The organism is Haloferax prahovense (genome assembly GCF_000723845.1).
In the GTDB taxonomy this organism is placed as follows: domain Archaea; phylum Halobacteriota; class Halobacteria; order Halobacteriales; family Haloferacaceae; genus Haloferax; species Haloferax prahovense.
The window spans coordinates 1,224,770-1,250,935 of sequence record NZ_LK053000.1 but is presented as its reverse complement, the minus strand read 5'-3'; the positions used below and the strand labels follow the sequence as shown (position 1 = coordinate 1,250,935).

Genomic DNA, 26,166 nt, shown 5'->3' with positions numbered 1-26,166 from the left:
ACAGGACCGCGGGCGGATTTTTGACGGTCCACGGGCCGAAATCGGATAACTTGGGGTAATTTTACACCTCCAGTAATTCTTTTCATGCATTTGGTCAGGACGCGATAGAAACCTTTAGGACGCGAGTCGTCGCCTTTTCTGTATGAACGATAATGATGTACGCCGCGAGACGCTGGCGGTGACCCACGGCGAGCGCGGGCAGGCCCCGGCTCCGGGTGTCGAGGACGTCGTCGTTCCAGTCCATCTCTCTTCGACCTACGCGGTGCCGACCATCGACCCCGACGCGGACTTGGAGACGCTCGACCCCGACGCGGGCGAGTATCTCTACTCGCGGCTGTCGAATCCGACGCGGAACGCGCTGGAACACCGGCTCGCGGCGCTCGAAGGTGCCGACCACGCGCTGGCGTTCGTCTCCGGCACGGCGGCCATCGCCGCGACGATGACCGCCGTGGTCCGGCCGGGCGACCACATCGTCGCGTTCGAGGACCTCTACGGCGGGACGAAGACGATGCTCAACCGGCTGTTCGCCGACCGGCTGAACGTGGACGTGTCGTTCGTCGACGCCACCGACCCGGAGAACGTCGCGGCTGCGATGCGCGAGGAGACGGCGCTCGTCTGGATGGAGACGCCGACGAACCCGCTCATGCACCTCTGCGACATCGAAGCCATCGCCGCCATCGCCGACGAGGGCGACGCGGTGTTCGGGGTGGACAACACCTTCCTCAGCCCGCAGTTCCAGAACCCGCTTTCGCTCGGGGCCGACGTGGTCGTCCACAGCACCACGAAGTACCTCAACGGTCACTCCGACTCCATCGGCGGCGCGGTCGTCACCGACCGCGAGGACGTACTGGAGGAGATTACCTTCCTCCAGCGCGTCGGGATGGGGTCGATGCTCTCACCGTTCGACTCCTACCTGACGCTCCGGGGAATCAAGACGCTCCCGCTGCGGATGCGCCAGCACGAGGCCAACGCGATGGAAATCGCCGAGTTCCTCGAATCCCACGAGGCCGTGACGCGGGTACTGTACCCGGGGCTGGAGTCCCATCCGCAACACGACCTCGCGGCGCGCCAGCAGTCGGGGTTCGGCGGGGTGCTGTCGTTCGAACTCGATACCGACCTCGACGGGACCGCCGAGTTCCTCGGCGAACTCCGGGAGTTCCCGCTGGCGGTGAGTCTCGGCGGCGTCGAGAGCCTCATCGAGCACCCGGCGACGATGACCCACTCGCCGCTCTCGCAGACCGAACGCGACGCGCTCGGCATCTCCGATTCGTTGCTTCGGATGTCCGTTGGCGTCGAGCACGTCGACGACCTTCGTTCGGACCTCGAGTCGGCGCTTTCGGTCCTGTAGGTAGTCACCGCTCTCGCGCCCGAATTCCGTTCCCTCGGGCACTTAACCGAGGCGTTTAACAGTCCGCCCGGCTGTAGGTACGCCAACGCAATGCCGAGCGGAGAATACGATCCGGAAACCGTCGAGGCGAAGTGGCAAGAGAGGTGGGTCGACGAGGACCTGTACGCGTACCCGGAGCGTGCGGTAGACCCCGACACCGTCTTCTCTATCGACTCACCGCCGCCGACGGTGTCCGGCAGCCTCCACTGGGGCCACGTCTACGGCTTCACCCTTCAGGACTTCGTCGCCCGGTTCAACCGGATGCGCGGCGACGAGGTGTACTTCCCGTTCGGTTACGACGACAACGGCATCGCGTCGGAGCTCCTGACCGAGGACGAACTCGGAATCAAACACCAGGACTACGAGCGACGCGAGTTCCAGAAGCTCTGCCGCGAGGTCACGGCGGAGTACGAAGGCGAGTTCACGGAGAAGATGCAGAACCTCGGCATCTCTATCGACTGGGACCAGACGTACCAGACGATTTCGCCCGAGGTCCAGCGCGTCTCCCAGCTCTCTTTCGTCGACCTCTACGACAAGGGTCGGCAGTACCGCCAGCGCGCCCCCGCCATCTGGTGTCCCGAGTGCGAGACCGCAATCTCGCAGGTCGAGACCGAAGACGACGAGCAGGGCTCGCACTTCCACGACATCGAGTTCGGCGTGGCCGACAGCGAGGAACAGCGTTCCTCTGGCAGTCGGACGGAGTCCGACGACAGCGAGGAGTCGTTCGTCATCTCCACGACGCGACCCGAACTGCTCCCCGCCTGCGTCGCCGTCTTCGTCCACCCGGACGACGACGACAACGAGCACCTCGTCGGACAGGAAGCGGAGGTTCCGCTGTTCGGACAGCGGGTTCCCATCCTCGAAGACGAGCGCGTCGACTTGGAGACGGGTACGGGTCTCGTCATGTGCTGTACCTTCGGCGACCAGACCGACATCGAGTGGTATCAGGCCCACGACCTGCCGCTCCGCGTCGCCATCGACGAGTCCGGAACGATGACCGAGGAGGCCGACGAGTACGCCGGTCTCTCCGCCGACGAGGCGCGGGAGGCTATCGTCTCCGACCTCGACGACGCCGGGGCACTCCTCGACAAGCGCGCCATCACGCACACGGTCAACGTCCACGAGCGCTGCGGCACGAGCGTCGAGTTCCTCGTCAAGGACCAGTGGTACATCAAACTGCTCGACAAGCGCGAGGAGTATCTCGAAGCCGGCGAGCAGATGGACTGGTACCCCGAGAAGATGTTCACGCGGTACAAGAACTGGATTGAGGGTCTCCAGTGGGACTGGGCCATCTCGCGGCAGCGCTCCTCGGGGATTCCGTTCCCCGTCTGGTACTGCGAGGACTGCGAGCACGTCGTCGTCGCCGACCGCGAGGACCTGCCGGTCGACCCGCTCTCGGACGACCCGCCGGTCGACGCCTGCCCCGAGTGCGGCCACGACGAGTTCGCCGCCGAGGACGACGTGTTCGACACGTGGGCGACCTCGTCGCTCACGCCCCTCATCAACGGCGGCTGGGACTGGAACCCAGAGACGGAGGAGATGGAACTCGAACGGCCCGAACTCTACCCGTTCGACATGCGCCCGCAGGGCCACGACATCATCTCCTTTTGGCTGTTCCACACGGTCGTCAAGTGCTACGAGCACACCGGCGAGGTCCCGTTCGACAGCGTCATGATAAACGGGATGGTCCTCGACGAGAACCGCGAGAAGATGTCGAAGTCCGTCGGTAACGTCGTCTCGCCTGACGAGGTCTTAGAGAAGTTCCCGGTCGACGCCGCCCGCTACTGGGCCGCCGGGAGCGCCGTCGGCGACGACCTGCCGTACCAGGAGAAGGGCCTCGTCGCGGGCGAGAAACTCATGCGGAAGCTCTGGAACGCCTCGAAGCTCGTCGAGAGCCTCACCGAGGACGCGCCCGCCGAGTTCGACCACGACGACCTGAAGGCCATCGACCGCTGGCTTCTGGCCTCGCTCGACCGCGAACTCGAGTTCGTCACTGAGAAACTGGAGAACCGCGAGTTCTCGAAGGCGCGCGACCGCCTGCGCAGTTTCTTCTGGCACACGTTCTGCGACGACTACCTCGAAATCGCCAAACAGCGCGTCCGCGAGGGTGACGACCCCTCGGCGGCGTACACGCTCCAGACCGCCCACAAGCGGTTCCTGACCTGCTTCGCGCCCATCCTCGCGCACGTCACGGAGGAACTCTGGCGCGACATGTACGACGAAACGAGTGTTCACGACCAGCCGTGGCCCGAACCGCTCGGACTCGACGCCGCCGTGGCGGCCGGCGAAACCGCGATGGCAGTCGTCGGCGCGCTCCGCAAGTACAAAAGCGACAACCAGCTCTCGATGAACGCCCCCGTCGACCTCGTGCAGGTGTACGGCGACATCCACGGCTTCGAAGAGGACGTGAGCGGCGTCATGCACATCGAGGAACTCGAACTGCTCGGCGAGGAGCCCGAAATCGAGTCGGTCGTGACCAGCGTCGACCTCGACTACTCGCTCGTCGGCCCCGAGTACGGCGCGCAGGTCCCGGACATCGAGGCCGCCCTCGAAAGCGACGACTACGAGGTCGAAGACGGCGTCATGCACGTCGCGGGCGTCGAACTCGCGCCCGAGATGTTCACCATCGAGGAGTCCCGCGAGTACGTCGGCGAAGGCGACATGCTCGAAGCCGGCGACGCCATCGTCATCGTCCAGCACGCCGACTGAGGCGGCGACTCGTTCGTTTTCGTCCGCGTTCTTTTCCCGGTATTCGGTCGCTTAGCCGGCGGCCCGTCAGTCGTCGCCGCTCGGCACCGTCGTCTCGACCTCTGTCTCTGGCTCAGCTTCAGCCACATCTACGCCGCCGAAGGCGTCTCGCACCGCCGTCGCGTCTTCGACGTGGGGAACCGTCATCGGATGGTTCGCGTTCGCATCGTCGGTGTTGACCTCCTCGGGGTCGGGGACGGTGAGTTGCACGTCCGGACCCGTGTCAATGCCCGTTTCGAACCGTATCGTCTCCGTGCCGAACAGGCGGTCGACGGCGTCGGTGGACACGCTGATGTCGGTGACCGCGCCGCGTTCGAGGCGGGCTTGCGGCTCGTCCAACAACACGTCGTGGGCGACGAGTACGTCGCCGTAGCACCGGAACTCGACGGGTCCGTAGGCGAGGCAGCGGGAGGCTCCTCGAACGGTACCGAACGCGCCAGCGAGGGTGAGCGGCGCGAGAGCGAGCGTCCCAGCGCCGAAGACGACGAGCGCGGCGGCGACGCCGTAGCACCACAGCACGCCGCTGGTGACCGTGTACCGGAGGCTCCGGTAGACCGCGTCGGACAGGGCGACCACGCGGGCGGGCGTGGTTCGATAGGTCGGTGCTCCTGCAGGAACCTCCACCGGGACCGGTTCTATCTCCGTCTCCTCGCTCCCGTAGAGTCGGTAGAAGATGCCCCGCTTTTCGCTCCGTTCGAGTTGGAGCGCGCGGAGGTCGTAGAGGAGCTTCAGGCCGACGAGGGCCACGAGAAACGCGTCGTTCTCGATTTCGACCGCGAACGGCCCGACGACGAACATCAGCAGTCCGACGGCGAACAGGAGTTTGAACGGAGGCAAGAGCACCGACCGGGCGGAGTGGTCGCGGTAGCCGCCCGCCGCGAAGTAGCCGGTGACCGTTTCGACGCCCCGGCCGACGAACACGCTCGCGCCGCCGAGGAGAATCTGTCCGGCGACTTCGTCGGTGACGATCGGACCGGTCAGGCTGAAGGTGCCGAAGGCGACGCCGAGTTCGACCGGGACGAGCAAGAACGCCGCGATGAGGAACGTCGGGACGTTCCGCGGGTAGCACGGCGGGAGGGGCCCTGGGAGCGAGACCGACCCTCGCTTGGCCTGTAACGCGCCGAACAGTCGGTCGCCGTCGCCGATGGCGTTGTTGGGGCGCTTCGCCGCGAAGGGTATCTTCACGAGCGTCCAGCACAGCACGGCGGCGATTTCGGCGACGAACACGCCGAAGAGCACGGTCGGAGACCAGCCCAGGAACAGGACGCCGACGGGCGCGACGGCGTTCGAGGCGAGGACCGCCAGCACGCCGGAGTCACGAGGGGAGGGAGGGCGCACGACTTTTCAACCGGATGGGAAGAAAATCAGTCTTCGGTTCGTTATCACGCGCAGGTTCTCGGTCGTTGCGGCCGCAGTCGGCGAGGCTTCGGGCCGCTACAGTCCCGACCCGACGGCGTCGGCCACGTCGTCGAAGCCGTCGCGGTCGAGCAGGTCGAGGAGGCCGCGGTTGATGTCGCGGGCGATAGACGGTCCCTCGTAGACCATGCCCGTGTAGAGTTGGACCATCTCGGCCCCGGCGCGAATCTTTCTGTAGGCGCTTTCGGCGTCCGAGACGCCGCCGACGCCGACGACGGGCACGTCGGTCCGCTCGGCGATGAAGCGAATCATGTTCGTGGCCTCGGCCTCGATTGGCTTCCCGGAGAGGCCGCCGCGTTCTGCCCGGTTTGGGTTCCGCAGGGTGTCGGGCCGCGAGGTGGTCGTGTTGCTGGCGATGATGCCGTCGAGACCGAGTTCGTCGACGACTTCGAGCGCGTCCTCCACCGCGGGGTCCGGGAGGTCGGGCGACAGTTTCACGAGAAGCGGGTCGGCGCCGGCGTCGACGAGCGTCCCGAGAATCGCTTCGAGCGAGTCGCGGTTCTGTAGGTCGCGGAAGCCCTCGCTGTTGGGACACGAGACGTTGACGACGAAGTAGTCCGCGCCGTCGGCGACGCGCTCGTAGGTGTAGCGGTAGTCGTCGGGAGCCTCCTCGGCGGGCGTTACCTCCGAGAGCGCGAGGTTGACGCCGACAGGGATGTCCGGGAGGGGTCCGGCGGCGAGGCGCTCTCCGACCGCGTCCGCGCCCTCGTTGTTGAGGCCCATGCGGTTGATGAGCGCCTCGTCCTCGGGGAGGCGGAACATCCGGGGGCGCGGGTTACCGGGCTGGGGCTCCGCGGTGACGCCGCCGACTTCCACGTGGCCGAAGCCGAGCGCCGAGAGAACGGTGGGTATCTCGGCGTTCTTGTCGAACCCGGCCGCGACGCCGACCGGGTTCGGGAAGTCGAGGCCGAACGCGTTCGTCGCGAGTCGGGAGTCGTTTACGCGGTAGCGCCGCTCTAAGAGCGGTTCGACCGGAGTGCCGCGAGCGGTCGCGAGCAGTCCGTGGATGGTCCGGTGGGCAGTCTCCGGTGGAAACGAAAAGAGGAGTGGTTTGGCGAGGTGGTAGGGGTTCATTGCTCTCTGTCGTGCCTTCCGCTGGTGACGGGTCGGTTCGAGACGATGCGTATCACGCGCTCAGAAGTCGTGTTCGACCTGGTCTGGGTCCGCTTTTTGGATGATGATTTTACCGTCCCGAACGCGGACGAACACCTCGTCGCCGATCTCCATTCCGGCGACTGCGAGTTCGTCTTCGTGGAGGTTGACATGGACGTTGTGGTACTCGCCGTTCTCGTCTTTGGCGCCACTCGGACTGAGCTTCTTTTTCCGGACCATCTGGGGGTCTATCCGTTGGTTCGCCGCAGGGGATACATAAGTGTTGTCTCCGTCCTCCCGGAGAGTGGTGATTTTCGCCGGAACCCGACCGTCTCGCAGCGAAGTCCGTCGCACCGTTGGCGAGGTGAGTCGGCGCGTCGAACCGGTCGAGTATATAAGTAACACGGCGTCGTCGGTCGAAATTCGTCGATATATTTATCATGTGCCATGTGGTTCATTGGCATAGAGGTGGAAAATCATGGTACGCGAGGACGGTAAGCGGAACTTCGTGCTCCGAGAGGAGGACGGTACAGAGACGAGCGTGTTTTCGGGCAGCATGCCGAGGCAAGCGGCGCTCAAGGCGGCCCGACGACTCGACCCCGCCGGGTCCGAAGACGACGCGAAGTCGGACGCGGTCGAGATTCGACTCCGGGAAAAGGGGACCGACAAGGTCCACATCTTCGACGCGTGGGCGTGGAACAGCAGCGCCCCGGAGGACAAGCCCGGCTGGATGGAGGGGAAGATTACCAAAGGAAACGTTTCCAAGAAGGGAATCGAGCACCTCGACGAGTAGCGCGACCGACGTTCACATTCTTATCGTGCGCACGCACGTGTAGCACTCGAGTCGTAGTCTAGTCGATACGCCTTTCAAACAGCGCCGCCAGCGTCTGCTTGCGCGACCGACACCCGGTCAGACCGAACGTACGACGCGGGGGATGACCGACCGGCCTCCAGTCGCGCGATATCTACATCCTCGAGAGTTATTCGTCTCTCCGAGAGTCTATCATTATTTTATGAATAATCCCGCCATGAAACCGCATGACGAAGCGCCATCGGTTCGACGGCCTTTTATGTATCCCCGGCATTCGGATTAATGCGAAGAAGCGCACGGGGGTACTCCCCCCGAAAGCTTCCACCGAACGCCCCGACCCCAAGGTCGTCAGGCGCTCACCGGGATGACACACCTTCCCGGGGGCCGCCACGATACGACGGCCTTAAGTGGTCCAAGGCATTTCGGATGAATGCGAACGACACACCGCGATTGCAGGGCGATTCAACGCGTCCTGCCTCACCGGACCAGAACCCACGGAGGTTCGAAGGGTTTATACCCACGAATCGCCTCGGTTCAGGTCCGAAGGAAATGAGGATTCCGCCCCTGCGGTACGCCGCAAGACGGTATCTGATGTTAGCCCTAGTAGTTCGGTGACATCCGAACGGATGTCATACGAACTCGGACCTTTGAACGGTGATTTGACAGCATATCGCTGCCATTCACCCGCCAAAACCCCGCGACCAGGTTTAAATGGTCGCGACCCATTCCGGTTGATCCTGCCGGAGGTCATTGCTATTGGGGTCCGATTTAGCCATGCTAGTTGCACGAGTTCATACTCGTGGCGAAAAGCTCAGTAACACGTGGCCAAACTACCCTACAGAGAACGATAACCTCGGGAAACTGAGGCTAATAGTTCATACGGGAGTCATGCTGGAATGCCGACTCCCCGAAACGCTCAGGCGCTGTAGGATGTGGCTGCGGCCGATTAGGTAGACGGTGGGGTAACGGCCCACCGTGCCGATAATCGGTACGGGTTGTGAGAGCAAGAGCCCGGAGACGGAATCTGAGACAAGATTCCGGGCCCTACGGGGCGCAGCAGGCGCGAAACCTTTACACTGCACGCAAGTGCGATAAGGGGACCCCAAGTGCGAGGGCATATAGTCCTCGCTTTTCTCGACTGTAAGGCGGTCGAGGAATAAGAGCTGGGCAAGACCGGTGCCAGCCGCCGCGGTAATACCGGCAGCTCAAGTGATGACCGATATTATTGGGCCTAAAGCGTCCGTAGCCGGCCACGAAGGTTCATCGGGAAATCCGCCAGCTCAACTGGCGGGCGTCCGGTGAAAACCACGTGGCTTGGGACCGGAAGGCTCGAGGGGTACGTCCGGGGTAGGAGTGAAATCCCGTAATCCTGGACGGACCACCGATGGCGAAAGCACCTCGAGAAGACGGATCCGACGGTGAGGGACGAAAGCTAGGGTCTCGAACCGGATTAGATACCCGGGTAGTCCTAGCTGTAAACGATGCTCGCTAGGTGTGACACAGGCTACGAGCCTGTGTTGTGCCGTAGGGAAGCCGAGAAGCGAGCCGCCTGGGAAGTACGTCCGCAAGGATGAAACTTAAAGGAATTGGCGGGGGAGCACTACAACCGGAGGAGCCTGCGGTTTAATTGGACTCAACGCCGGACATCTCACCAGCTCCGACTATAGTGATGACGGTCAGGTTGATGACCTTACCACGACGCTATAGAGAGGAGGTGCATGGCCGCCGTCAGCTCGTACCGTGAGGCGTCCTGTTAAGTCAGGCAACGAGCGAGACCCGCACTTCTAATTGCCAGCAGCAGTTTCGACTGGCTGGGTACATTAGAAGGACTGCCGCTGCTAAAGCGGAGGAAGGAACGGGCAACGGTAGGTCAGTATGCCCCGAATGAGCTGGGCTACACGCGGGCTACAATGGTCGAGACAATGGGTTGCTATCTCGAAAGAGAACGCTAATCTCCTAAACTCGATCGTAGTTCGGATTGAGGGCTGAAACTCGCCCTCATGAAGCTGGATTCGGTAGTAATCGCATTTCAATAGAGTGCGGTGAATACGTCCCTGCTCCTTGCACACACCGCCCGTCAAAGCACCCGAGTGAGGTCCGGATGAGGCCACCACACGGTGGTCGAATCTGGGCTTCGCAAGGGGGCTTAAGTCGTAACAAGGTAGCCGTAGGGGAATCTGCGGCTGGATCACCTCCTAACGACCGAGACCACCCCGACGGGGTGGCTCACACGCGATCTTCCGAGTTCACTAATGACACCCGTTCGGACACCTTAGAACCCGTTCGGACACCTTAGAACTACTAGGGCTAACACGGGCCCATAGCTCAGTGGTAGAGTGCCTCCTTTGCAAGGAGGATGCCCAGGGTTCGAATCCCTGTGGGTCCATGGTAAGCAGTACTCCACTCCGAAACGATCGTGCCCCTTAAGTGTGGCAAGACGTTTCGAATGAATGGATACTGACGACAGATGCACCATCCCGCGCAAGCGAGGTTGGGAAGGGTCGAAAATTCGCCTCGGGTCGTCACCGAGGGGATTTGATGAAACCGTGTGTACGTGCAATCCAGGCGTCCACTGGACCCGTTCTCCGGGTCACAGTGACTATATCAACTGGCTACTGTGCCAGCTGGTGGATAGCTCGGCTCGAGAGCCGATGACGGACGTGCCAAGCTGCGATAAGCCTCAGGGACCCGCATGGAGGGAAAGAACTGAGGATCTCCGAATGGGAATCCCCACGCAATTGCCTTGCGCAATGGGGAACGTTCCGAATTGAAACATCTTAGTAGGAACAGGAAAAGAAAGCAATCCGCGATGTCGTTAGTAACGGCGAGTAAACGCGATACAGTCCAAACCGAAGCCTTCGGGCAATGTGGTGTACGGACTACCCATAACGGACCTGGATCTTATGTGAAGTCTCCTGGAACGGAGCGTGATACAGGGTGAAAACCCCGTAACATAAGAACCAGATCCCGGGGTTGTTCCAGAATAGCGGGGGTTGGATATCCCTCGTGAATTTCGCAGGCATCAACTGCGAAGACTAAACACTCCTCGAGACCGATAGCGAACAAGTAGCGTGAGCGAACGCTGAAAAGCACCCCGAAAAGGGCGGTGCAATAGGGCTTGAAATCAGTTGGCGATAGAGCGACGTGGCATACAAGGTCACTCGACGAAAGAACTGGGAGCGATCCCGTAGTATGACTTGAGTGAAGCCGATGTTACGTCGTGCGTTTTGAAAAACGAACCATGGAGTGCATCTGACTGGCGAGTCTAAGGGGTGAACCCCCGGAGGCATAGGGAAACCGATACGGCCGCAGTCTTTGACCAGGGCCACCGTCTTCAAGGGCGGGGAGCCAACCGGATGCGACCCGAAACCAAGTGATCTACGCCGGAGCAGGGCGAAGCGTGGCGAAAGCTGCGTGGAGGCCCGTTAGAGTTGGTGTCCTACAATACCCTCTCGTGACTCTGGTGTAGGGGTGAAAGGCCCATCGAACTTGGCAACAGCTGGTTCCAACCGAAACATGTCGAAGCATGACCTCTGATGAGATAGTTCGTGAGGTAGAGCGACCGATTGGGAATCCGGACTCCGAGAGGAGTTCGCTTCCCTGTCAAACTCCGAACTTACGAACGTCGTAGACTCAGGGAGTCCGGTGTGCGGGGTAAGCTTGTGCACCGTGAGGGAGACAACCCAGAGCCAGGTTAAGGACCCAAAGTGTGGATTAAGTGTGATTGAAGATTGTCTCGAGCCCTAAACAGCCGGGAGGTGAGCTTAGAAGCAGCTACCCTCTAAGAATAGCGTAACAGCTTACCGGCCGAGGTTCGAGGCGTCGAAAATGATCGGGACTCAAATCCACCTCCGAGACCTGGCGGCGTGTCTTATGACACGATTCCGTAGGTTGGCATACTGCATGGGTGGAAGCACGGGTGAGAACTCGTGTGGACCGTGCAGCAACGAAAATCATGGTCTCAGTAGCAGCGAGAGTCGGGTGTGAACCCCGACGGCCTTACGCGCAAGGGTTCCTCGGCACTGTCAATCAGCCGAGGGTTAGTCGATCCTAAGTCTAACCGTAATTCGAATTAGATGAAAGGGAAACTGGTTAATATTCCAGTACCTTCTTGCAACAAACGTCGACGCTTTAGGAAACACCGAGCGGGGCCTTCGCCCCGTCGAATCACCGAAATTCGTGGAAGCCGTAACGGCACGAAGCGAACGAATGGTGAGATAGAGAAATTCGGCGGTACCTAGAGCCCGTGAAAAGACAAGCAAGAAGCTCGTACCGAGATCCGACACAGGTGCGCTGGCAGAGCAAGCCAAGGCCTGTCGGGATCAACCGACGTTAGGGAATTCGGCAAGTTAGTCCCGTAAGTTCGCGATAAGGGATGCCTGCTCTTGACCGAGCAGGTCGCAGTGACTCGGACGCTCCGACTGTCTAGTAACAACATAGGTGACCGCAAATCCGCAAGGACTCGTACGGTCACTGAATCCTGCCCAGTGCGGGTATCTGAACACCTAGTACAATAGGACGAAGGACCCGTCAACGGCGGGGGTAACTATGACCCTCTTAAGGTAGCGTAGTACCTTGCCGCTTCAGTAGCGGCTTGCATGAATGGATCAACGAGAGCGTCACTGTCCCAACGTTGGGCCCGGTGAACAGTACGTTCCAGTGCGGAGTCTGGAGACCCCCAAGGGGAAGCGAAGACCCTATAGAGCTTTACTGCAGGCTGTCGCTGAGACGTGGTCGCTAATGTGCAGCATAGGTAGGAGCCGTTACACAGGTACCCGCGCCAGCGGGCCACCGAGGCAACATTGAAATACTACCCGTTAGTGACTGCGACTCTCACTCCTGGCGGAGGACACCGGTAGCCGGGCAGTTTGACTGGGGCGGTACGCGCTCGAAAAGATATCGAGCGCGCCCAAAGATTTCCTCACGCGAGTCGGAAACTCGTGGAAGAGCGCAAGAGCAAACGGAAGTCTGACAGTGACATTCCCAACGAGTGTCGCTGACGCGAAAGCGTGGTCTAGCGAACCTACGAGGTTCATTCATGGGACCCGTAGATGACAGAAAAGCTACCTTAGGGATAACAGAGTCGTCACCCGCAAGAGCACATATCGACCGGGTGGCTTGCTACCTCGATGTCGGTTCCCTCCATCCTGCCTGTGCAGAAGCAGGCAAGGGTGAGGTTGTTCGCCTATTAAAGGAGGTCGTGAGCTGGGTTTAGACCGTCGTGAGACAGGTCGGCTGCTATCTATTGGGGGTGTTAAGGAACTTGACGTGAACGTTCGTATAGTACGAGAGGAACTACGAATGGGTGCCACTGGTGTACCGGTTGTCCGAGAGGGCAGATGCCGGGCAGCTACGCACCACGGGGTAAGAGCTGAACGCATCTAAGCTCGAAACCCACACGGAAAAGAAGTTCCACTGAGGTCACTCGTAGAAGACGAGTTCGATAGACTCGGGGTGTACGCAACGAGGCAACGAGTTATTAAGCCCGCGAGCACTAACAGACCAAGCCACATTCATACGCACTGAGACCCGAGAACGGGTCCAGGCGCAAACTGGATTGCACGAACACATTGGTAAGACGGCCCGTCCGATATTGGTATGACAACGGTTCGATTCCGTTGATCGGCATTAAGGCGGCCAGAGCGGTGAGGTTCCACCCGTACCCATCCCGAACACGGCAGTTAAGCTCACCTGCGTTCTGGTCAGTACTGGAGTGAGCGATCCTCTGGGAAATCCAGTTCGCCGCCCCCACTCATACAGAGCCCACTGGACTTCGGTCCAGTGGGCTTTTTTCATTTATAGCGAGCGGTAATCGCTCGCTCGCACACCGCACAGACAGCGACTGCTCTCTCGGTCGCGTCTCTCATGTCGTCCGAGAGTGGCAACGCTCTCGTCGAACGCACCGGTTCCGCCGACACCACTCGCGTTCGACCGTGACGGTGTTTCGACGGGACCCGGGCGGCCGTTCGGCTCGAAACTCGGCGAAATCGACAGACGAAGGCCCGATTTCGAACACGTTGATTGGGGTGAAATTCAGCGAAAACCGGGGTTACGATTCTCCCCTTTTACCGTATCAGGGTTAGAAGGGAGGGTTGCATGCGCGGCAGCAAACACCTCACCGTAGTCATGGTCGTTGCGATGCTCGCCGTCGCGATGGTCCCCGGGACCGTCAGTGCAGCGAGCACCGATGCCCTCCAGGTCGGCGTCACGCAGGACGCCGACACGGGCGACGCGACAGTGACCGTGACGCGGAACGAGACGGCCGTCGAGAACGCGACGGTCGTCGTCGAATCGAGCAGTAACTACTCCGGGAACGGAACGTACGCGACGGGTGCGAACGGCACCGTCGACCTCCCCAATCCGCAGGAGCGTGTGAACGCGACGTTCACCGTCACGGAGGGGAACAACACGACCACCGCGTCAGCCGTCCTCGTCCCGCTCGACGAGTCCCTCGATATCTCCGTCGAGGCTGACGACGCCAACGACACGCTCACCGCCACCGTCACTCAGTACGGCGACGCCGTCGAAGGTGCGTCAGTCGTGGTCAACGGAACCGCGTACGACAACGGAACGTACGAGACGGACGCGAACGGTACCGTCGAGGTTGGCGAACCGACGACCGCGACGAACCTGACGTTCGTCGCGATGGACGGCGACCTCTCCGCGGAGACCACGGTCGCGGTCGAGGCTGACGACCTCAACGTCTCTGTCGAGGTTGACGACGCCAACGACACGGTCGTCGCCACCGTCACGCAGGACGGAGAACCGGTCGAGAACGCGTCGGTTCAGGTCAACGGGACCGATTACGCCGACAACGGGACGTACGAGACGGATGAGAACGGTACCGTCGAGGTCGCCGAGCCGACGACCGCGACGAACCTGACGTTCGTCGCGACGGCCGACGGCCTCTCCGCCGAGACGACGGTCGCCGTGGAGGCTGACGACCTCGACGTCGCCGTCTCGCAGGACGAAAACGAGTCGGTCACCATCACCGTGACCGAAGACGGCGAACCCGTCGAGAACGCCTCGGTCGCGGTCGAGGGCAACTACACGGACGCGGGCGAGTACGAGACGGACGCGAACGGTACCGTCGAACTCACCGCGCCCCTGCAGACTGTCACGGTCGACGTGACCGCCGAGTACGACGGCCTCAGCGTCGAGACGACCGCCACCCTGCAGGGAGAGGTCGCCGAGGACGACCCGTTCGGCCAGCTCGTCAGCCGGTTCGTCGAGCGGCTCAAGGACACGGGCGGTGACGGCCCCATCGGACAGGCCGTCTCCGACTTCGTGACCGAGAACAACCCGGGTAACGCGGACGACAAGCGTCCGGACCACGCTGGCCCGAAGAACAGCAGCGATGACGCTGACGGCGAGGAGGACGCACCCGGAAACTCCGGCAAGGCCAAGAACGGTAGCGCCGGTGGCCCGCCGGAGCACGCGAACAACGACAAGGCGAGCGACGAAGACGAACAGCAGACCGCCGAGACTGAGGAGACCGACGAAGAGGAGACCGACGACGACTCGGACGACGAGTCAGAAGACGATGACGAGTCCAACGGTAATGGTAACGGCAACGGTGGTGGCCCGCCGGAGCACGCGAACAACAACTAACTAATCGAACACGGGTTCCCACGCATCAAGCGTGGGTTTGGGTTTCACCCTTCGCACGCGCCCGGGCGGGTACTGTGGACAGAGGCACCCCCACATCTCTTACGTCCCCGACCGTGGTTGTCAGAGCACGACGGTCGGGCTACTCACTCGCCCGACGCGACTTTTTCTGTGGAAACGTCACCGAGCGCGCCGACGAGCGCCGGGTCGACGTCGAACCGTCGAACCGCGAGCCGTGCGCCCGCGACCACGAGGTCGTCGTCGACGCGGGCGGGCGCGCCGCTGGGATACCACGCCGAGTCGTCGGACGCGCGGACGCTCGACTGGAGCGACTCGCGGAGCCGACGATGTGCGAACAGCGTCGAGACGAACGCGAGCGACGCCGCGAGTGTCACGCCGCCGCCGTCGAACCCCGTCTCGGTCGCTTCCGTTCTGGCCGTTTCGAGCGCACCGGCGACGGCGAGCGACTGTCTCGCGTGGTCGCCGTCGGTGAGCGCGCGGCTAAGCGCGGCGTCCTGAATCTCTCGAATCGCGCTTGCTGTCGTCGGGTCGGTCATCGGAGGAGAGACGGAGTTAGCTCACGCCCCGTCGAGCGGCGGCACGCGGAGCGTGTGGTCGACGACGGTCTCGTCCGGTCGCAGCGTCACCGTCCCGAGGAACACCGTCTCGCCCTCGGCGGCGTTGGTCGCGACGGTCTCAAGCGTCGCTCGCTGGTCGAGTTGCTCCCAGGTGACGCGCTCGACGAGGCGCTGGAACGCGTCGGGATCGGTCCACCCCGAATCGATATCGGACGGGACGTTGACCACGAACCGAAGTTCGGTCTCGGTGACGTGGATGCCGACGCGAAACGTGTCCGCGTCGATCGAATCGTCCGGCGAGGGCTCGGTGGCGGCCGCGTCGGAGTCCGTGTTCGACGCGGGTGCGGTTTCGCTCGCCGTCTCGTCGGGGTCGGTCATGCCCGGCTGTCGGAGACGTGGAGACAAAGATGCACCGGACGTGAGCCGAAAGGCGAACCACGAGCGTGCATCGTCGCCGACTCCCCGGCGTGGCCCGGCTACCGCGTGCTGCGAACCCGGCGACGAAGCCGCATCTCCGGCACTCGAACCGGGGCGTTGTGCGCGGAGAATCGCTCTCCTCGGCCCCGGAAGCGTGCGAATATCACGCATGCAGAGACGAACGTCGAACGGTTATTAGCGTTCGAGACACCAGTCCGACCAACGAATGAGTTACAAGATCGGTCTCGTCGGAAAACCGTCCGTCGGGAAGTCGAGTTTCTTCAACGCGGCGACGATGAACGACGTGCCCGAGGGCGCGTACCCGTTTACGACCATCGACCCCTCCATCGGCGAGGCGTACGTCCGCGTCGAGTGTGCGGCCCCGGAGTTCGACGAGTCGTGTACGCCCTCTGTCGGCTACTGCGACCACGGAATGCGATACGTCCCGGTCAAACTCGTCGACGTGGCGGGTCTCATCCCCGGCGCGCACGAGGGGAAAGGGCTCGGGAACCAGTTCCTCACCGACCTCAACGAGGCGGACGTGCTCGTCCACGTCGTGGACTTCTCCGGTGAGACGGACATCGAAGGCGAGGCGACGGAGGGCCACGACCCCCGAGAGGACATCGACTTCCTCGAGAACGAACTGGACATGTGGTACCTCGGCGTCCTCGAGAAGGGCATCGACCGCTACCGTTCGGGTTACCACGGCGAGGACAAAGACGTCGAAGTCGACCTCGCGGAGCAGATGTCCGCGTTCAAGACGAACAAAGACGAGATCAAGCAGATCATCCTTTCCCTCGGCCTGGAGCTCGACCCCGACGAGTGGGACGACGCGGACAAGGAATCGCTCGCCCGCGAGATTCGAAAGCGGACGAAGCCCATCATCATCGCGGCGAACAAGATGGACAAGCCGGTCTCCCAGGAGAACTACGAGGAAATAACGGCCGACGCCGACTACGAACACCTGACGTTCGTCCCGACCTCGGCGCACGCGGAGAAGGCGCTGAAGAAGGCCGACGAGGGCGGCGTCGTCGACTATCGCCCCGGCGACGACGACTTCGACATCGTCGGCGACGTGAGCGACGAACAGGAGGCGGGCCTCGAACAGATTCGCGAGTTCGTCGCGGAGTTCGGCGGCACGGGCGTCCAGCAGTCGCTCGAAAACGCGCTGTTCGACGTGATGGGTGCCATCGCTATCTTCCCCGGGAGCGCGAACGGCAAGAGCGACTCGCAGGGCGTCTTCCGCGACTGCTTTATCCTCCCCGAGGGCTCGACGACCGAGGACTTCGCGTACCACCTGCACTCGGACATCGGCGACGGTCTCCTCCACGGCATCGACTGCCACTCGAAGCGGCAAATCGGCTCGGACCACGAACTCGCGCACCGGGACGTGGTCGAAATCGTCTCGACGAACTGACTCTCTCGGACGCCAACCGCAACACCGTTATATCCGTGGCTGTAGGACCCGGGTATGGGTGAGGCCGAAACGACGGCCGCGACACTCGACGTCGAGATTGGGGGTCTCGGCGGCGAGGTGACGCTGGCCGACTTGTTCCCGTCGTCGTGGGTCGAGTCACATTGTCAGGCGGCATCGATTAGTGAATTCCTCGAAGAGAGCGGTTTCGCGGTCGCAGACCAGGAGTCCTTCGAGTCGATACCGGCCCACGAGTTGGACCGGTACGTCGACGCGAACACCGAGTTCGACGACTGGCAGGAGATGCTCTCCGCCGGCGTCGAGCGCTACGTGCTCGAACAGGCGGGGTCCGACGGCCCGGCTGCCGACGCGGCCGCCGAGGTTGACGACGTCGGCGAAGTCGAGGCGGTCGAGGGGAGCGACTCGGCGGAAACCGAGACGGAAGACTCCCTCGAAGCCGGCGTCTGAACGCGGGTGACGGGCCGGGAGATGGGAAGGAACCTCGGCTTAGGTAGTGCTGTTCTGTCCGGTGTCTTCGACGAGCGCAGCGCCGCGAGCGAGCGCGTCGTCCCACCAGTCGCATTCCCGAGCGTCGGCCACGGACAGCGGTGCTGCGGGTTCTTCGGGTCGCTCGCCGAGGTCGAGACTCCACCACTCCACGTCGTGCCACGCGTCGTGTTTGTAGCCGACGCGCTCGAAACGGCCGACGCGCTCGAAGCCGAACGACTCGTGGAAGGCGATGCTCGCGGGGTTCGGGGTCGTGACGACGGCGACGGCAGAGACGTAGCCCTGCCGTTCGAGCAGGTCTAAAAGCGCCGTGTAGAGGCCGCGGGCGACGCCCCGACGCTGAAAGTCCGGGTGGACGTAAATCGAGGTCTCGACGGCCCACTGGTAGGCGATGCGCTCTCGAATCGTCCCGGCGTAGGCGTAGCCGGCCACCTCGCCGTCGAGTTCGCAGACGAGCCACGGGTAGTCGGTCTTCTTCTCCAGCTTCGATTCGAGGTCCGCGACGCTCGGCGGGTCGTAGGCGAACGAAATCGCGGTGTCCTCGACGAACGGCGCGTAAATCTCCCGAATCGCGGGGAGGTCGGACGCCGTCGCCGTGCGGAGGCGGACAGTCATGACTCAGGAGGGGTCACGCGGAGAGAAAGATGCGACGATGGCGGCCGGTCTCGCGGGTGATTCGACTCGAGGTCGAACCGGCGCTCAGTCGCTCGTCGGCGCCGCGTCGAGGCCGTCGGCGACCGCCCGCGCCCGCTCGCGGATGTCGTCGGCGTCCGCGCGGACGTGTTCGCCACCATCGTAGAGCACGTCGCCGTCGACCATGGTGAACACCACGTCGTCGCCGTGGGCGGAGAAGACGAGGTGCGAAAGCACGTCGTGCATCGGCGTCGCGCGGGTGAGGTCGGTGTCGATACCGACGATGTCGGCTTTCCACCCCTCACGGAGCGCGCCGACCCGGTCGAAGCCGGCGGCCTTCGCGCCGTTTCGCGTCGCCATCTCGAAGACGGTTGCGGCCGGCGTGCTCGTCGAGTCGAACGAGTCGACTTTCTGGAGGAGGCTGGCCTGCCGCATCTCGGTGAAGGGGTCGAGCGTGTTGTTGCACGGCGGGCCGTCGTTGCCGAGGGCGACGTTGATGCCGCGGTCGAGGTAGTCCGGAATCGGCGCGATGCCCGACGCGAGCTTCATGTTCGACGACGGGCAGTAGGTGACGTGCGTGCCGGTCTCGGCGAGCACTTCGCGCTCGGACTCGTCGGTGTGGACGCAGTGGGCGAGCACCACGTCGTCGCCGGTGATTCCAACCTCGTCGAGCCAGTGGATGTTCCGCATGCCCGTCTCCTCCTCGACGGTGGCGATTTCGTCGCGGTTCTCGCTCGCGTGGGTGTGGATGCGGACGCCGTCGTACCGGTCTGCGAGTTCGCGGACGCCCCGCAGACACGCCTCCGAGCAGGTGACGGCGAACCGCGGCGTGACGGCGTACTGGATACGCCCGCCGAAGCCGTCGTGGTAGCGCTCGATGAGGCGCTCGGACTCGGCGAGGCCGGCGTCGGTGTCTTCCTGTAGTCCCTCGGGCGCGTTCGTGTCCATGAGCACCTTCCCGATTCGCCCGCGGATGCCCATCTCGCCCGCCGCCTCGAACGCCTCCTCGGCGTGTCGAACCGAGAGGTGGTCGACGACCGTCGTCGTCCCGGACTCGATACATTCGAGGTAGCCGAGCTCGGCGGCGACGCGCATCCCCGCCGCGTCGAGGCCGGCTTCCATCGGAAGCACGTGGTCGAAGAGCCAGTCGAGAAGCGACGTGTCGTCGGCGATACCGCGTCCGAGCGACTGTACCGAGTGGACGTGCCCGCCGACCAGCCCCGGGGCGATGACGTCGAACTCGCGTCGCTCGTGGCCCGGATACCGCTCTGTCAGGGTAGCGCGCCCTCCGACCGCGACGATGCGGTCGTCGTCGACGACTACGGCTCCCTCTTCGATGATAGTGGACGCGTCGGCGACCACGGTTCCCGCGAGTAACATCCTCGTGCGGGTAGACGACCGGGCGTGAAATAGGTGGTGACCCGGTCGCCGTCCGAGGTTGGTTGGAGTGAGCTTGCGGTCGGTGGCGGTGTGGGTGGTCGGGACCGGTTCTCGCGGGGCGAGCGGACCCCGCGTCACTCCGACTCTTGTTCCGTCCGCAACTTCCCTCACAATTCCGCTAGTATATGCTAACCAGTTCCGGCCCGAGCGGTATCGCTCCAGAAATACTCGGATAGGACTCCGAACACGCATGGGTAAGATTAGTACATGCTAAGTCAGTTCGCGACAGAGCGGAGACCGAATGCGCGAGTTCGAATTCGTCGTTCGCTTTTCCGAGGGCACCGACGAGCTGATGGACCTGTTTCACGAGTATCCGAGTCTGCGCTCCCGGTCGTCGGTCTGTTCGTCCACGGAGGACGTGATGTGGCGGGTCGACCACGTCGTCGGCACGCCGGAGGCGCTGTCGGCGTTCGAGGGGGTGTTCCTCGACGAGACGCGGTGCAACGAGTGTCTCGACGCACCCGACTGCCACACTCACCGCGACTACCACGTCCTCGACCGGTCGGACAACTCGATGACCGTCTACACCTACCGCGAGGAGGTGAGCAACTGCCACTCGATTCCGCGGTACGTCCTCGAACACGTCGGACCGGGCGTCATCTTCGAGTCGTCCCGCCGTGCGGGCGCGTACCGCTGGCGCATCCTCTACCCCGGCGACCACCCGCTCGGCGAACTGTACGAGACCATCGAGGCACAGCTCAGGGAGGGGCTACAGCTGGACGTCGAACACCTCACGAGCGCGGGCAACTGGGACGCCGAAGCGCGTATCGCGGCCGACCTCTCGTCGGCTCACTGGGAGGCGCTCGAAACCGCCGTCGAACACGGCTACTACGAGCGGCCGCGAAAAGTGACCGTCGAGGACCTCAGCGAGGTGCTCGACGTGCCGCGCTCGACGGTCCAGTACCGACTGCGAACCGCCGAAGACCTCGTGATGTCGAAACTCGGCGACCGGAATCGGTAAGGAATCGACGCCGCTCGGAAGCGAACGCTCGCTGTCGCTCGCGGTTCAGGGGTTGAGAGAAGTGCTCCGTCAGGGATTCGAACCCTGGTCATCACCGTGAGAGGGTGATATGATTGGCCGGACTACACCAACAGAGCACGTTGGTACATCCTTTCGTATTGCTCGTGATTGTAAAAGGTTGTCGCTTCAAATCGGGTATGATACCGACTGCCGTGTTGCGATTAGACGACCTGCTCGCCCTCGCGATACACCTGCTTGACCGTCCGCCACGCGCCCGCGTCCTCGCTCGGGTCGGCGTCGAGGACGACGAGGTCCGCGACGTAGCCCTCGGCGACCTTCCCCACGTCGTCCAGTCCGAGCAGGTCTGCGCCGCCGACGGTCGCGGCTTCGAGGGCCTCGGCGGGCGACAGGCCGTACTCGACGAGCAGGTCCATCTCGCGGAGCGCGTTCTCGCCGTGGTCGTTGAACGGCGTGCCCGCGTCGGTTCCCATGGCGATTTTCACGCCGGCGTCGAGCGCGTGTTCCCACGCGCCTTCGAAGCGCTCCACGGCGTCTTCGGCTTTCGCGACCGCCTCGGGCGGGATGCCGGCTTCGACGCCCGCCTCGACGATTTCCCGGACCGCCGAGGCCGTCGGGACCCAGTACGTACCGTGTTCGACCATGAGCGCCGCGGCCTCTTCGTCCATGAACATCCCGTGTTCGACGCTCGAAATCCCCGCGCGGACGGCGTTCTTGATACCTTCCTCGCCGTGGGCGTGGGCCGCGGTCGGGACGCCCTTCGCGCTCGCGGCGTCGACGAGGGCGCGAATCTCCGCCTCCGTGAACTCGGGCGCGCCCGTGACCGCGCCGGTGGTGAGGACGCCGCCGGTCGCCATGCACTTCACCACGTCGGCGCCGCGTTTCAGTTGCTCTCGGGCGGCCTTGCGGACCTCGGTCGGGCCGTCGGCCTCCCGACCGAACCAGTGGCCGTGGCCGCCGGTCATGGTGATGTTCTCCCCGGCGGCGAGGACGCGCGGCCCGTCGAGTTCGCCGTCGGCGACCGCGGCCTTCGCGCTCGTCGCGAGGTCGCCGGGAGAACCGAGGTCGCGGACGGTCGTGACGCCCGCTTCCAGCGTCTTCCGGAGGTTGGCCGCGGCTCGATAGCAGGCGCGTTCGACCGGCTCAGACTGGTAGGCCGCCACGTCGGGGCGGCCGTCCATCATGAGGTGGACGTGTGCGTCGACGAGTCCCGGCGCGACGACCGCGCCCGAGTGGTTCCGCGTCTCGCCTTCGGTCTCGTCGCCGACGGACGCGATGCGCCCGGTCGACTCGTCTACCACCACGTTCGCCTCGCGGGCCCCGTCGGCGTCGACGACCCGCACGCCGGTCAGCGTGAACATGGGTCTCTCAACCGAGCCAGACGACGTAAATCCGCGGGTGTCGGCGAGGCGGAACCGCTCGACTGCGGGGCGTTCGAACGCTACGAAAAACGGACCGACTCACTCGGAAACGACGTCGCCGACGGTGACCGCGTCGCCGACAGACAGCGTCTCACCCCACGAGGACTCCGGGACGGTGGTGTTGACCATGAGCCGGAAGTCGTGGTCGAACCAGTCGCCGCCGGACCACTCGGGGAGCGTCTCGCGGCGCTTCCTCATGAGCGTCGTCCGGAAGTCGGGCGTCTGCTCGCCCGTATCGGGGTCGCGGCTCGGAACGACACAGCGCTGGCAAGGGTTGACGCCCTCGAAAGCCACCCCGCCGATAGTGAACTCGACGACCGTCCCGCGCCGGTCGAACAGGTGGTCCTCCCAGAACGGCTCGGCCGCGTCTAAGACGAGGTTCGGCCGGAGGCGACGGCGCATCTCGTCGGCGTCGACGCCGTCGAACCACGAGGCGACCGCGTCGAGCGTCCCCGTCGAGATAACCGTCGGGCCGCTGGCCTCGGTGTCGTCGGGAAACCCGCCGGCGGGGTCGCGTCGGAGTTCGACCGGGTAGCCGAAGTACGCCGAGAGCCAGTCGTCGGCCTCGGCTATCGGGCCGTCGTAGTCGGTCATCTCGGGGGCCGAGAGTTCGACCGTGCCGTCGTCGAGCGAGACGGAACTCCGGATGCCGTGGACCGCCCGCTCGCGCTTCCCGTTGACGTACTCGCCGTCCTCGTCGAAGATGGCGTACTCGCGGTCGCCGCGGAGCCCGCCGTTCTCGACGATATCGGCGGCGTCGACGAACTCGGCGTCGAGCGACTTCACGGGGTAGACCGCGATGCGGTCGAGCGTCACGGCCGCCGCGCCGGCGGTCGCGCCCGCTCCCGAACCCGCCGATTCCGACGCGTCCGCGTCGGTCGTCTGGACGCTATCGTCGGTCGGGCTCCCGTCTGTCATCTACTCCTCGGCTTCGTCCGCGTCGTCGTCCTCTCCTTCCGTCGCGTCGGCGAACAGTTCGGCGATGGTCTCCTCGTCGACGATTTCGTAGCCCGCCTCGGAGACGGTGACGAGATTCAGCTCGTCGCTCTCGATTTCGTCGTCGGCCGCGACGAGCGCCTGGACGGCGAGCGCGAGGCCGTCTTCGAGCGACAGGTCCTCGGCGTACCCGTCTTCGAGGGCGGCCTGTACGTCTTCGCGGTGCCCGCCGATGGCGACCGCCTTCCACTCTTGGGGCGTCCCCGACGGGTCGGTCGCAAAGAGGCGACCCGAGCCGTTCTCGACGCCGCCGATGAGGAGCGACGCGCCGTACGGGCGGGTGCCGCCGGACTGCGTGCTCTCCTGGATGTTGTCGGTGATGGTCTTCGTGAGCGTCTCGACGCCGATGGGCTCGCCGTAGCGCAGGTGCTCGCGCTGGGCGGTCGTCCGCGCGAAGTCGACGAGCTTCCGCGCGTCGGCGACGTGGCCGGCCGTGGCCGCGCCGAGCGCGTCGTCGAGCTTGTGGAGCTTCTCGATGCTTTCGGCTTCCATGAGTTCCGACGGGGTCGACCGGAGAGCGGCCAGAACGACGCCGTCGGCGGTACGGACGCCGAGGACCGGCGCGCCGCGCTTGACGGCCTCGCGGGCGTACTCGACCTGATAGATGCGTCCGTCGGGAGAGAAAAGCGACGTACCGCGGTCGTAGGCCTGCTTGTCGTTTCGGTTCATCGTGCGACCTCCTCGCTCGCGTCGGCGACGTTCGTCATTACTCCGTGGTCAGTTCCGGAGGCGGAAAAAGCCTCCACACCCGGCATCGGTGTGGGGGTAACGTTCGAATCGCCGCGAAATCCGACGATTCCCGACGAATCGAGGGCTGGAAGCCCCGAACTACGCCTCGACCACGTCCGCGTCGGGCGCGTTCCGCTTCACACTCTCGATTCCCTGTTTCGCCTTCTGTTTCGACGCGTAGCCCTCGCCGGAATCGGCGAGGATGTTCCCGTTGTCGTGGACGAGTCGCCACCGGTACTTGTCCGCCGCGTCGACGAACACCTCGAAGTGCGCCTTGCTCATACTCGGACACTGTTGTCAGCAAACAAAAGTGTACCCGCCAAGACGGGATTCGAACGCCGACTTACGCCGCCTCGGGTTCGAGCGCGTCGGCGTCGACCTCCAACAGTCGTTCCTCGCAGTCGTCACAGCGGACGACGAACACCTCCCACGACCGGCAGCACGACTCGGCCGTCTCGGTGCCGAATCGAACGTCCCCGCCGCAGGCCGGACAGCGGTCGAGGTAGATGCGGAGCCCTCTCGCCAGCGCGCTCCGCTGTTCGCCCGTCAGGCGGTCCCAGTCGTCGAAGCGGTCGCCGAGGGCGGCGTCGGCGGCCACGTCGGCGACGAGCGCGGCGCGCGACTCCCACGTGCCGACGGTGGTGCCGTCGACGACCGCGACGAACCACCGGTTCCGAGACCGGGATTCCAGCGAGATGTCGTCGGCGTCGAGGCCGGTGAGATCGGCGAGTCGCCGTCGAATCGTCGCGTCGTCGGTGCGCTCGATTTCGTCGTTCCACGCCGACTCGAACGCGGGGTCGAGGCGCAGTTCGTCGCCGCTTTCGTCCCAGTCGAGCGCGCCGGCCTCCAGGAGCGACGACTCCACGTCCAACTCCTCGGCAGACTCGCCGCCCTCGTCTAACTGGCCCGCCTCGACCTCGTCGCTCGGCGACTCGGCGTCAGCGTCGTTCTCCGTCGCCGGCGCGGCCGGCGCGGACCCGACGCGGGTCGGCGTCGGTTCCTTGTCGAACCACCGGAGGACCCGGTCGGGGAAGTACGTCTTCGTGAGCGTCGGCGTGCCGGGAATCAGGTAGCCGCGGAAGTAGATGGCCCCCGCGAAGACGGCGAACGAGACGAGCGCGAGCGGCGGCCACGCGACGCCGAGCAACAGGCTCAACGCGGCGGCGATGACGACGTTCACGACGGTACACGGGGTACACCGGTTCTCGCCGGTGTACTCGGGCTGACGGAGTCGGTCTGCGAGTGTCGAGGCGGTCATAGCGAGGGAAACTACGTTCCCTGTTATGAGGACTCACCCGTCAATAAACCTACCCGTCATCTGCCACGAATCGCGCGGACACTCCGCGCCGCGGATGTCCCGCCGGTCTCACAGACGACTTGCAGACGAACGTGTCAGTCGGCGACGACCCTTCCGATAGCACGCGTCACGCACTCGCTTATCGCTCCGTGGCGCGTGTATCGAGTATGGCTTCGTACTCCGCTGTCGCCCTTCTCGCGGTGTTCTTCGTCGGGCTCGTCGTCGGTGCCGGCGTCGTCGTCTACTCGCTTCCGACGGAGACGACGACCTCGCCGACCAGTTCGATGACCACCGCGACCGGCTGTCTGCTCGCCGACGAGACCGCGCCCAGTTCGTGGGTCGGTCGGATGCCCGCCGGCGAGCAGACGACCGTCGCGTTCAACCGGACCTTCACGCACGACGCGCCGAGCGTCGTCGTCCGCGGCGAACTCGACACGGCCGAAGACGGCGTCTACGTCTACCGAATCACGACCGCACCCGACGAAGACGGCGAAAAGGAGCCGTCAGACGACTGCGTGCCGCGCACGACGCTCGACGCCGTGGTCTCGGTCCCCAGCGATTACGACTCGGTCACGGTCACCTTCGACGGCGAGGAGATGGTCCGGTTCGAGGGCGGCGACTCGTCACCGCTGTTCCGGACGCTCGAAGACTGAAGAGAGTAGGTAAAAACGGGGACCGAACGGAGAACGGCGA

At 64.0% G+C, this 26,166-nt stretch carries 20 protein-coding genes, 2 tRNA genes and 3 rRNA genes; 12 read left to right on the top strand and 13 right to left on the bottom strand.

What is annotated here, in order from left to right; genetic code table 11:
* Positions 1 to 142 precede the first annotated feature (142 nt).
* Positions 143 to 1,348: a trans-sulfuration enzyme family protein gene (locus tag BN984_RS06165; RefSeq protein ID WP_049913327.1), complete on the top strand. Its 1,206-nt coding sequence runs from the start codon at positions 143 to 145 to the stop codon at positions 1,346 to 1,348.
* Positions 1,349 to 1,438: 90 nt separating this feature from the next.
* The gene (locus tag BN984_RS06160) at positions 1,439 to 4,096 is read left to right on the top strand and encodes a valine--tRNA ligase (protein ID WP_049967882.1); all 2,658 of its coding nucleotides are present in this window, start codon (positions 1,439 to 1,441) and stop codon (positions 4,094 to 4,096) included.
* 66 nt (positions 4,097 to 4,162) lie between these two features.
* On the opposite strand, the gene BN984_RS06155 is transcribed toward BN984_RS06160, so the two are convergent.
* From BN984_RS06155 to BN984_RS06145, 3 genes are all read right to left on the bottom strand, one after another.
* Entirely contained in the window at positions 4,163 to 5,473 is a 1,311-nt protein-coding gene (locus tag BN984_RS06155; protein WP_222114932.1) for a DUF6498-containing protein, read from the bottom strand.
* A gap of 96 nt (positions 5,474 to 5,569) precedes the next feature.
* Positions 5,570 to 6,625, bottom strand: coding sequence for a quinone-dependent dihydroorotate dehydrogenase (locus BN984_RS06150; RefSeq protein WP_008090858.1), 1,056 nt, complete (start codon positions 6,623 to 6,625; stop codon positions 5,570 to 5,572).
* Between the two features lie 60 nt (positions 6,626 to 6,685).
* On the bottom strand, positions 6,686 to 6,883 hold the full coding sequence (locus BN984_RS06145) for a hypothetical protein (protein WP_004044784.1): 198 nt from the start codon (positions 6,881 to 6,883) through the stop codon (positions 6,686 to 6,688).
* Between the two features lie 238 nt (positions 6,884 to 7,121).
* Here BN984_RS06145 and BN984_RS06140 point away from each other — a divergent pair, with 238 nt between their 5' ends.
* The 6 genes from BN984_RS06140 (at position 7,122) to BN984_RS06115 (ending at position 15,065) form a co-directional block, all read left to right on the top strand.
* Complete coding sequence (locus BN984_RS06140) at positions 7,122 to 7,436, top strand: non-histone chromosomal MC1 family protein (protein ID WP_004044781.1); 315 nt, start codon at positions 7,122 to 7,124, stop codon at positions 7,434 to 7,436.
* Between the two features lie 742 nt (positions 7,437 to 8,178).
* Positions 8,179 to 9,651, top strand: a 16S ribosomal RNA gene (locus tag BN984_RS06135).
* 117 nt (positions 9,652 to 9,768) lie between these two features.
* Positions 9,769 to 9,840 (top strand) — tRNA-Ala (locus BN984_RS06130).
* A 217-nt stretch (positions 9,841 to 10,057) separates the two neighbouring features.
* Positions 10,058 to 12,970, top strand: a 23S ribosomal RNA gene (locus tag BN984_RS06125).
* 113 nt (positions 12,971 to 13,083) lie between these two features.
* Positions 13,084 to 13,205, top strand: a 5S ribosomal RNA gene (gene rrf / locus BN984_RS06120).
* Together the 16S, 23S and 5S rRNA genes with 1 tRNA gene alongside form the textbook arrangement of a ribosomal RNA operon.
* 345 nt (positions 13,206 to 13,550) lie before the next feature.
* Positions 13,551 to 15,065, top strand: coding sequence for a hypothetical protein (locus BN984_RS06115; RefSeq protein ID WP_049967880.1), 1,515 nt, complete (start codon positions 13,551 to 13,553; stop codon positions 15,063 to 15,065).
* A 143-nt stretch (positions 15,066 to 15,208) separates the two neighbouring features.
* On the opposite strand, the gene BN984_RS06110 is transcribed toward BN984_RS06115, so the two are convergent.
* Together BN984_RS06110 and BN984_RS06105 are read right to left on the bottom strand one after the other, a co-directional pair.
* Positions 15,209 to 15,619 (bottom strand): hypothetical protein, encoded by a 411-nt coding sequence (locus BN984_RS06110; RefSeq protein WP_008094738.1) that lies wholly within the window; start codon positions 15,617 to 15,619, stop codon positions 15,209 to 15,211.
* A 21-nt stretch (positions 15,620 to 15,640) separates the two neighbouring features.
* A complete protein-coding gene (locus tag BN984_RS06105; protein WP_049967879.1) occupies positions 15,641 to 16,018 on the bottom strand; it encodes a hypothetical protein in 378 nt (125 codons plus the stop codon).
* A 265-nt stretch (positions 16,019 to 16,283) separates the two neighbouring features.
* Here BN984_RS06105 and BN984_RS06100 point away from each other — a divergent pair, with 265 nt between their 5' ends.
* Both BN984_RS06100 and BN984_RS06095 read left to right on the top strand, forming a co-directional pair.
* Entirely contained in the window at positions 16,284 to 17,474 is a 1,191-nt protein-coding gene (locus BN984_RS06100; RefSeq protein ID WP_008094741.1) for a redox-regulated ATPase YchF, read from the top strand.
* A gap of 54 nt (positions 17,475 to 17,528) precedes the next feature.
* Positions 17,529 to 17,939 carry a hypothetical protein gene (locus BN984_RS06095; protein WP_008094743.1) on the top strand — a complete coding sequence of 137 codons (411 nt, stop codon included), beginning with the start codon at positions 17,529 to 17,531 and terminating at the stop codon, positions 17,937 to 17,939.
* A 39-nt stretch (positions 17,940 to 17,978) separates the two neighbouring features.
* On the opposite strand, the gene BN984_RS06090 is transcribed toward BN984_RS06095, so the two are convergent.
* Positions 17,979 to 18,593, bottom strand: a complete 615-nt coding sequence (locus BN984_RS06090; protein WP_008094746.1) for a GNAT family N-acetyltransferase — start codon at positions 18,591 to 18,593, stop codon at positions 17,979 to 17,981.
* A gap of 84 nt (positions 18,594 to 18,677) precedes the next feature.
* Positions 18,678 to 19,991: a 5'-deoxyadenosine deaminase gene (locus BN984_RS06085; RefSeq protein WP_049967878.1), complete on the bottom strand. Its 1,314-nt coding sequence runs from the start codon at positions 19,989 to 19,991 to the stop codon at positions 18,678 to 18,680.
* Positions 19,992 to 20,292: 301 nt separating this feature from the next.
* Here BN984_RS06085 and BN984_RS06080 point away from each other — a divergent pair, with 301 nt between their 5' ends.
* Positions 20,293 to 21,012: a helix-turn-helix domain-containing protein gene (locus BN984_RS06080; protein WP_008094748.1), complete on the top strand. Its 720-nt coding sequence runs from the start codon at positions 20,293 to 20,295 to the stop codon at positions 21,010 to 21,012.
* A gap of 62 nt (positions 21,013 to 21,074) precedes the next feature.
* On the opposite strand, the gene BN984_RS06075 is transcribed toward BN984_RS06080, so the two are convergent.
* The 6 genes from BN984_RS06075 to BN984_RS06050 form a co-directional block, all read right to left on the bottom strand.
* Positions 21,075 to 21,149 (bottom strand) — tRNA-Glu (locus tag BN984_RS06075).
* Between the two features lie 84 nt (positions 21,150 to 21,233).
* Positions 21,234 to 22,391, bottom strand: a complete 1,158-nt coding sequence (locus BN984_RS06070; protein WP_008094749.1) for a metal-dependent hydrolase family protein — start codon at positions 22,389 to 22,391, stop codon at positions 21,234 to 21,236.
* A 99-nt stretch (positions 22,392 to 22,490) separates the two neighbouring features.
* A complete protein-coding gene (locus BN984_RS06065; protein WP_008094750.1) occupies positions 22,491 to 23,369 on the bottom strand; it encodes an MOSC domain-containing protein in 879 nt (292 codons plus the stop codon).
* A complete protein-coding gene (gene psmA2 / locus BN984_RS06060) occupies positions 23,370 to 24,116 on the bottom strand; it encodes a proteasome subunit alpha (RefSeq protein WP_004974258.1) in 747 nt (248 codons plus the stop codon).
* 159 nt (positions 24,117 to 24,275) lie between these two features.
* On the bottom strand, positions 24,276 to 24,458 hold the full coding sequence (locus BN984_RS06055) for an HVO_2922 family protein (RefSeq protein ID WP_004974266.1): 183 nt from the start codon (positions 24,456 to 24,458) through the stop codon (positions 24,276 to 24,278).
* A gap of 61 nt (positions 24,459 to 24,519) precedes the next feature.
* A complete protein-coding gene (locus tag BN984_RS06050; protein ID WP_049967877.1) occupies positions 24,520 to 25,434 on the bottom strand; it encodes a hypothetical protein in 915 nt (304 codons plus the stop codon).
* Positions 25,435 to 25,640: 206 nt separating this feature from the next.
* Here BN984_RS06050 and BN984_RS06045 point away from each other — a divergent pair, with 206 nt between their 5' ends.
* Entirely contained in the window at positions 25,641 to 26,126 is a 486-nt protein-coding gene (locus BN984_RS06045) for a hypothetical protein (RefSeq protein ID WP_008094752.1), read from the top strand.
* Positions 26,127 to 26,166: the final 40 nt, after the last annotated feature.

Coding starts and splice junctions, on each gene's coding strand:
- BN984_RS06165 (WP_049913327.1), top strand. CDS start 143: ATGAACGATAATGATGTACGCCGCGAGACGCTGGCGGTGACCCACGGC.
- BN984_RS06160 (WP_049967882.1), top strand. CDS start 1,439: ATGCCGAGCGGAGAATACGATCCGGAAACCGTCGAGGCGAAGTGGCAA.
- BN984_RS06150 (WP_008090858.1), bottom strand. CDS start 6,625: ATGAACCCCTACCACCTCGCCAAACCACTCCTCTTTTCGTTTCCACCG.
- BN984_RS06145 (WP_004044784.1), bottom strand. CDS start 6,883: ATGGTCCGGAAAAAGAAGCTCAGTCCGAGTGGCGCCAAAGACGAGAAC.
- BN984_RS06140 (WP_004044781.1), top strand. CDS start 7,122: ATGGTACGCGAGGACGGTAAGCGGAACTTCGTGCTCCGAGAGGAGGAC.
- BN984_RS06115 (WP_049967880.1), top strand. CDS start 13,551: ATGCGCGGCAGCAAACACCTCACCGTAGTCATGGTCGTTGCGATGCTC.
- BN984_RS06110 (WP_008094738.1), bottom strand. CDS start 15,619: ATGACCGACCCGACGACAGCAAGCGCGATTCGAGAGATTCAGGACGCC.
- BN984_RS06105 (WP_049967879.1), bottom strand. CDS start 16,018: ATGACCGACCCCGACGAGACGGCGAGCGAAACCGCACCCGCGTCGAAC.
- BN984_RS06100 (WP_008094741.1), top strand. CDS start 16,284: ATGAGTTACAAGATCGGTCTCGTCGGAAAACCGTCCGTCGGGAAGTCG.
- BN984_RS06095 (WP_008094743.1), top strand. CDS start 17,529: ATGGGTGAGGCCGAAACGACGGCCGCGACACTCGACGTCGAGATTGGG.
- BN984_RS06090 (WP_008094746.1), bottom strand. CDS start 18,593: ATGACTGTCCGCCTCCGCACGGCGACGGCGTCCGACCTCCCCGCGATT.
- BN984_RS06085 (WP_049967878.1), bottom strand. CDS start 19,991: ATGTTACTCGCGGGAACCGTGGTCGCCGACGCGTCCACTATCATCGAA.
- BN984_RS06080 (WP_008094748.1), top strand. CDS start 20,293: ATGCGCGAGTTCGAATTCGTCGTTCGCTTTTCCGAGGGCACCGACGAG.
- BN984_RS06070 (WP_008094749.1), bottom strand. CDS start 22,391: ATGTTCACGCTGACCGGCGTGCGGGTCGTCGACGCCGACGGGGCCCGC.
- BN984_RS06065 (WP_008094750.1), bottom strand. CDS start 23,369: ATGACAGACGGGAGCCCGACCGACGATAGCGTCCAGACGACCGACGCG.
- psmA2 (WP_004974258.1), bottom strand. CDS start 24,116: ATGAACCGAAACGACAAGCAGGCCTACGACCGCGGTACGTCGCTTTTC.
- BN984_RS06055 (WP_004974266.1), bottom strand. CDS start 24,458: ATGAGCAAGGCGCACTTCGAGGTGTTCGTCGACGCGGCGGACAAGTAC.
- BN984_RS06050 (WP_049967877.1), bottom strand. CDS start 25,434: ATGACCGCCTCGACACTCGCAGACCGACTCCGTCAGCCCGAGTACACC.
- BN984_RS06045 (WP_008094752.1), top strand. CDS start 25,641: ATGGCTTCGTACTCCGCTGTCGCCCTTCTCGCGGTGTTCTTCGTCGGG.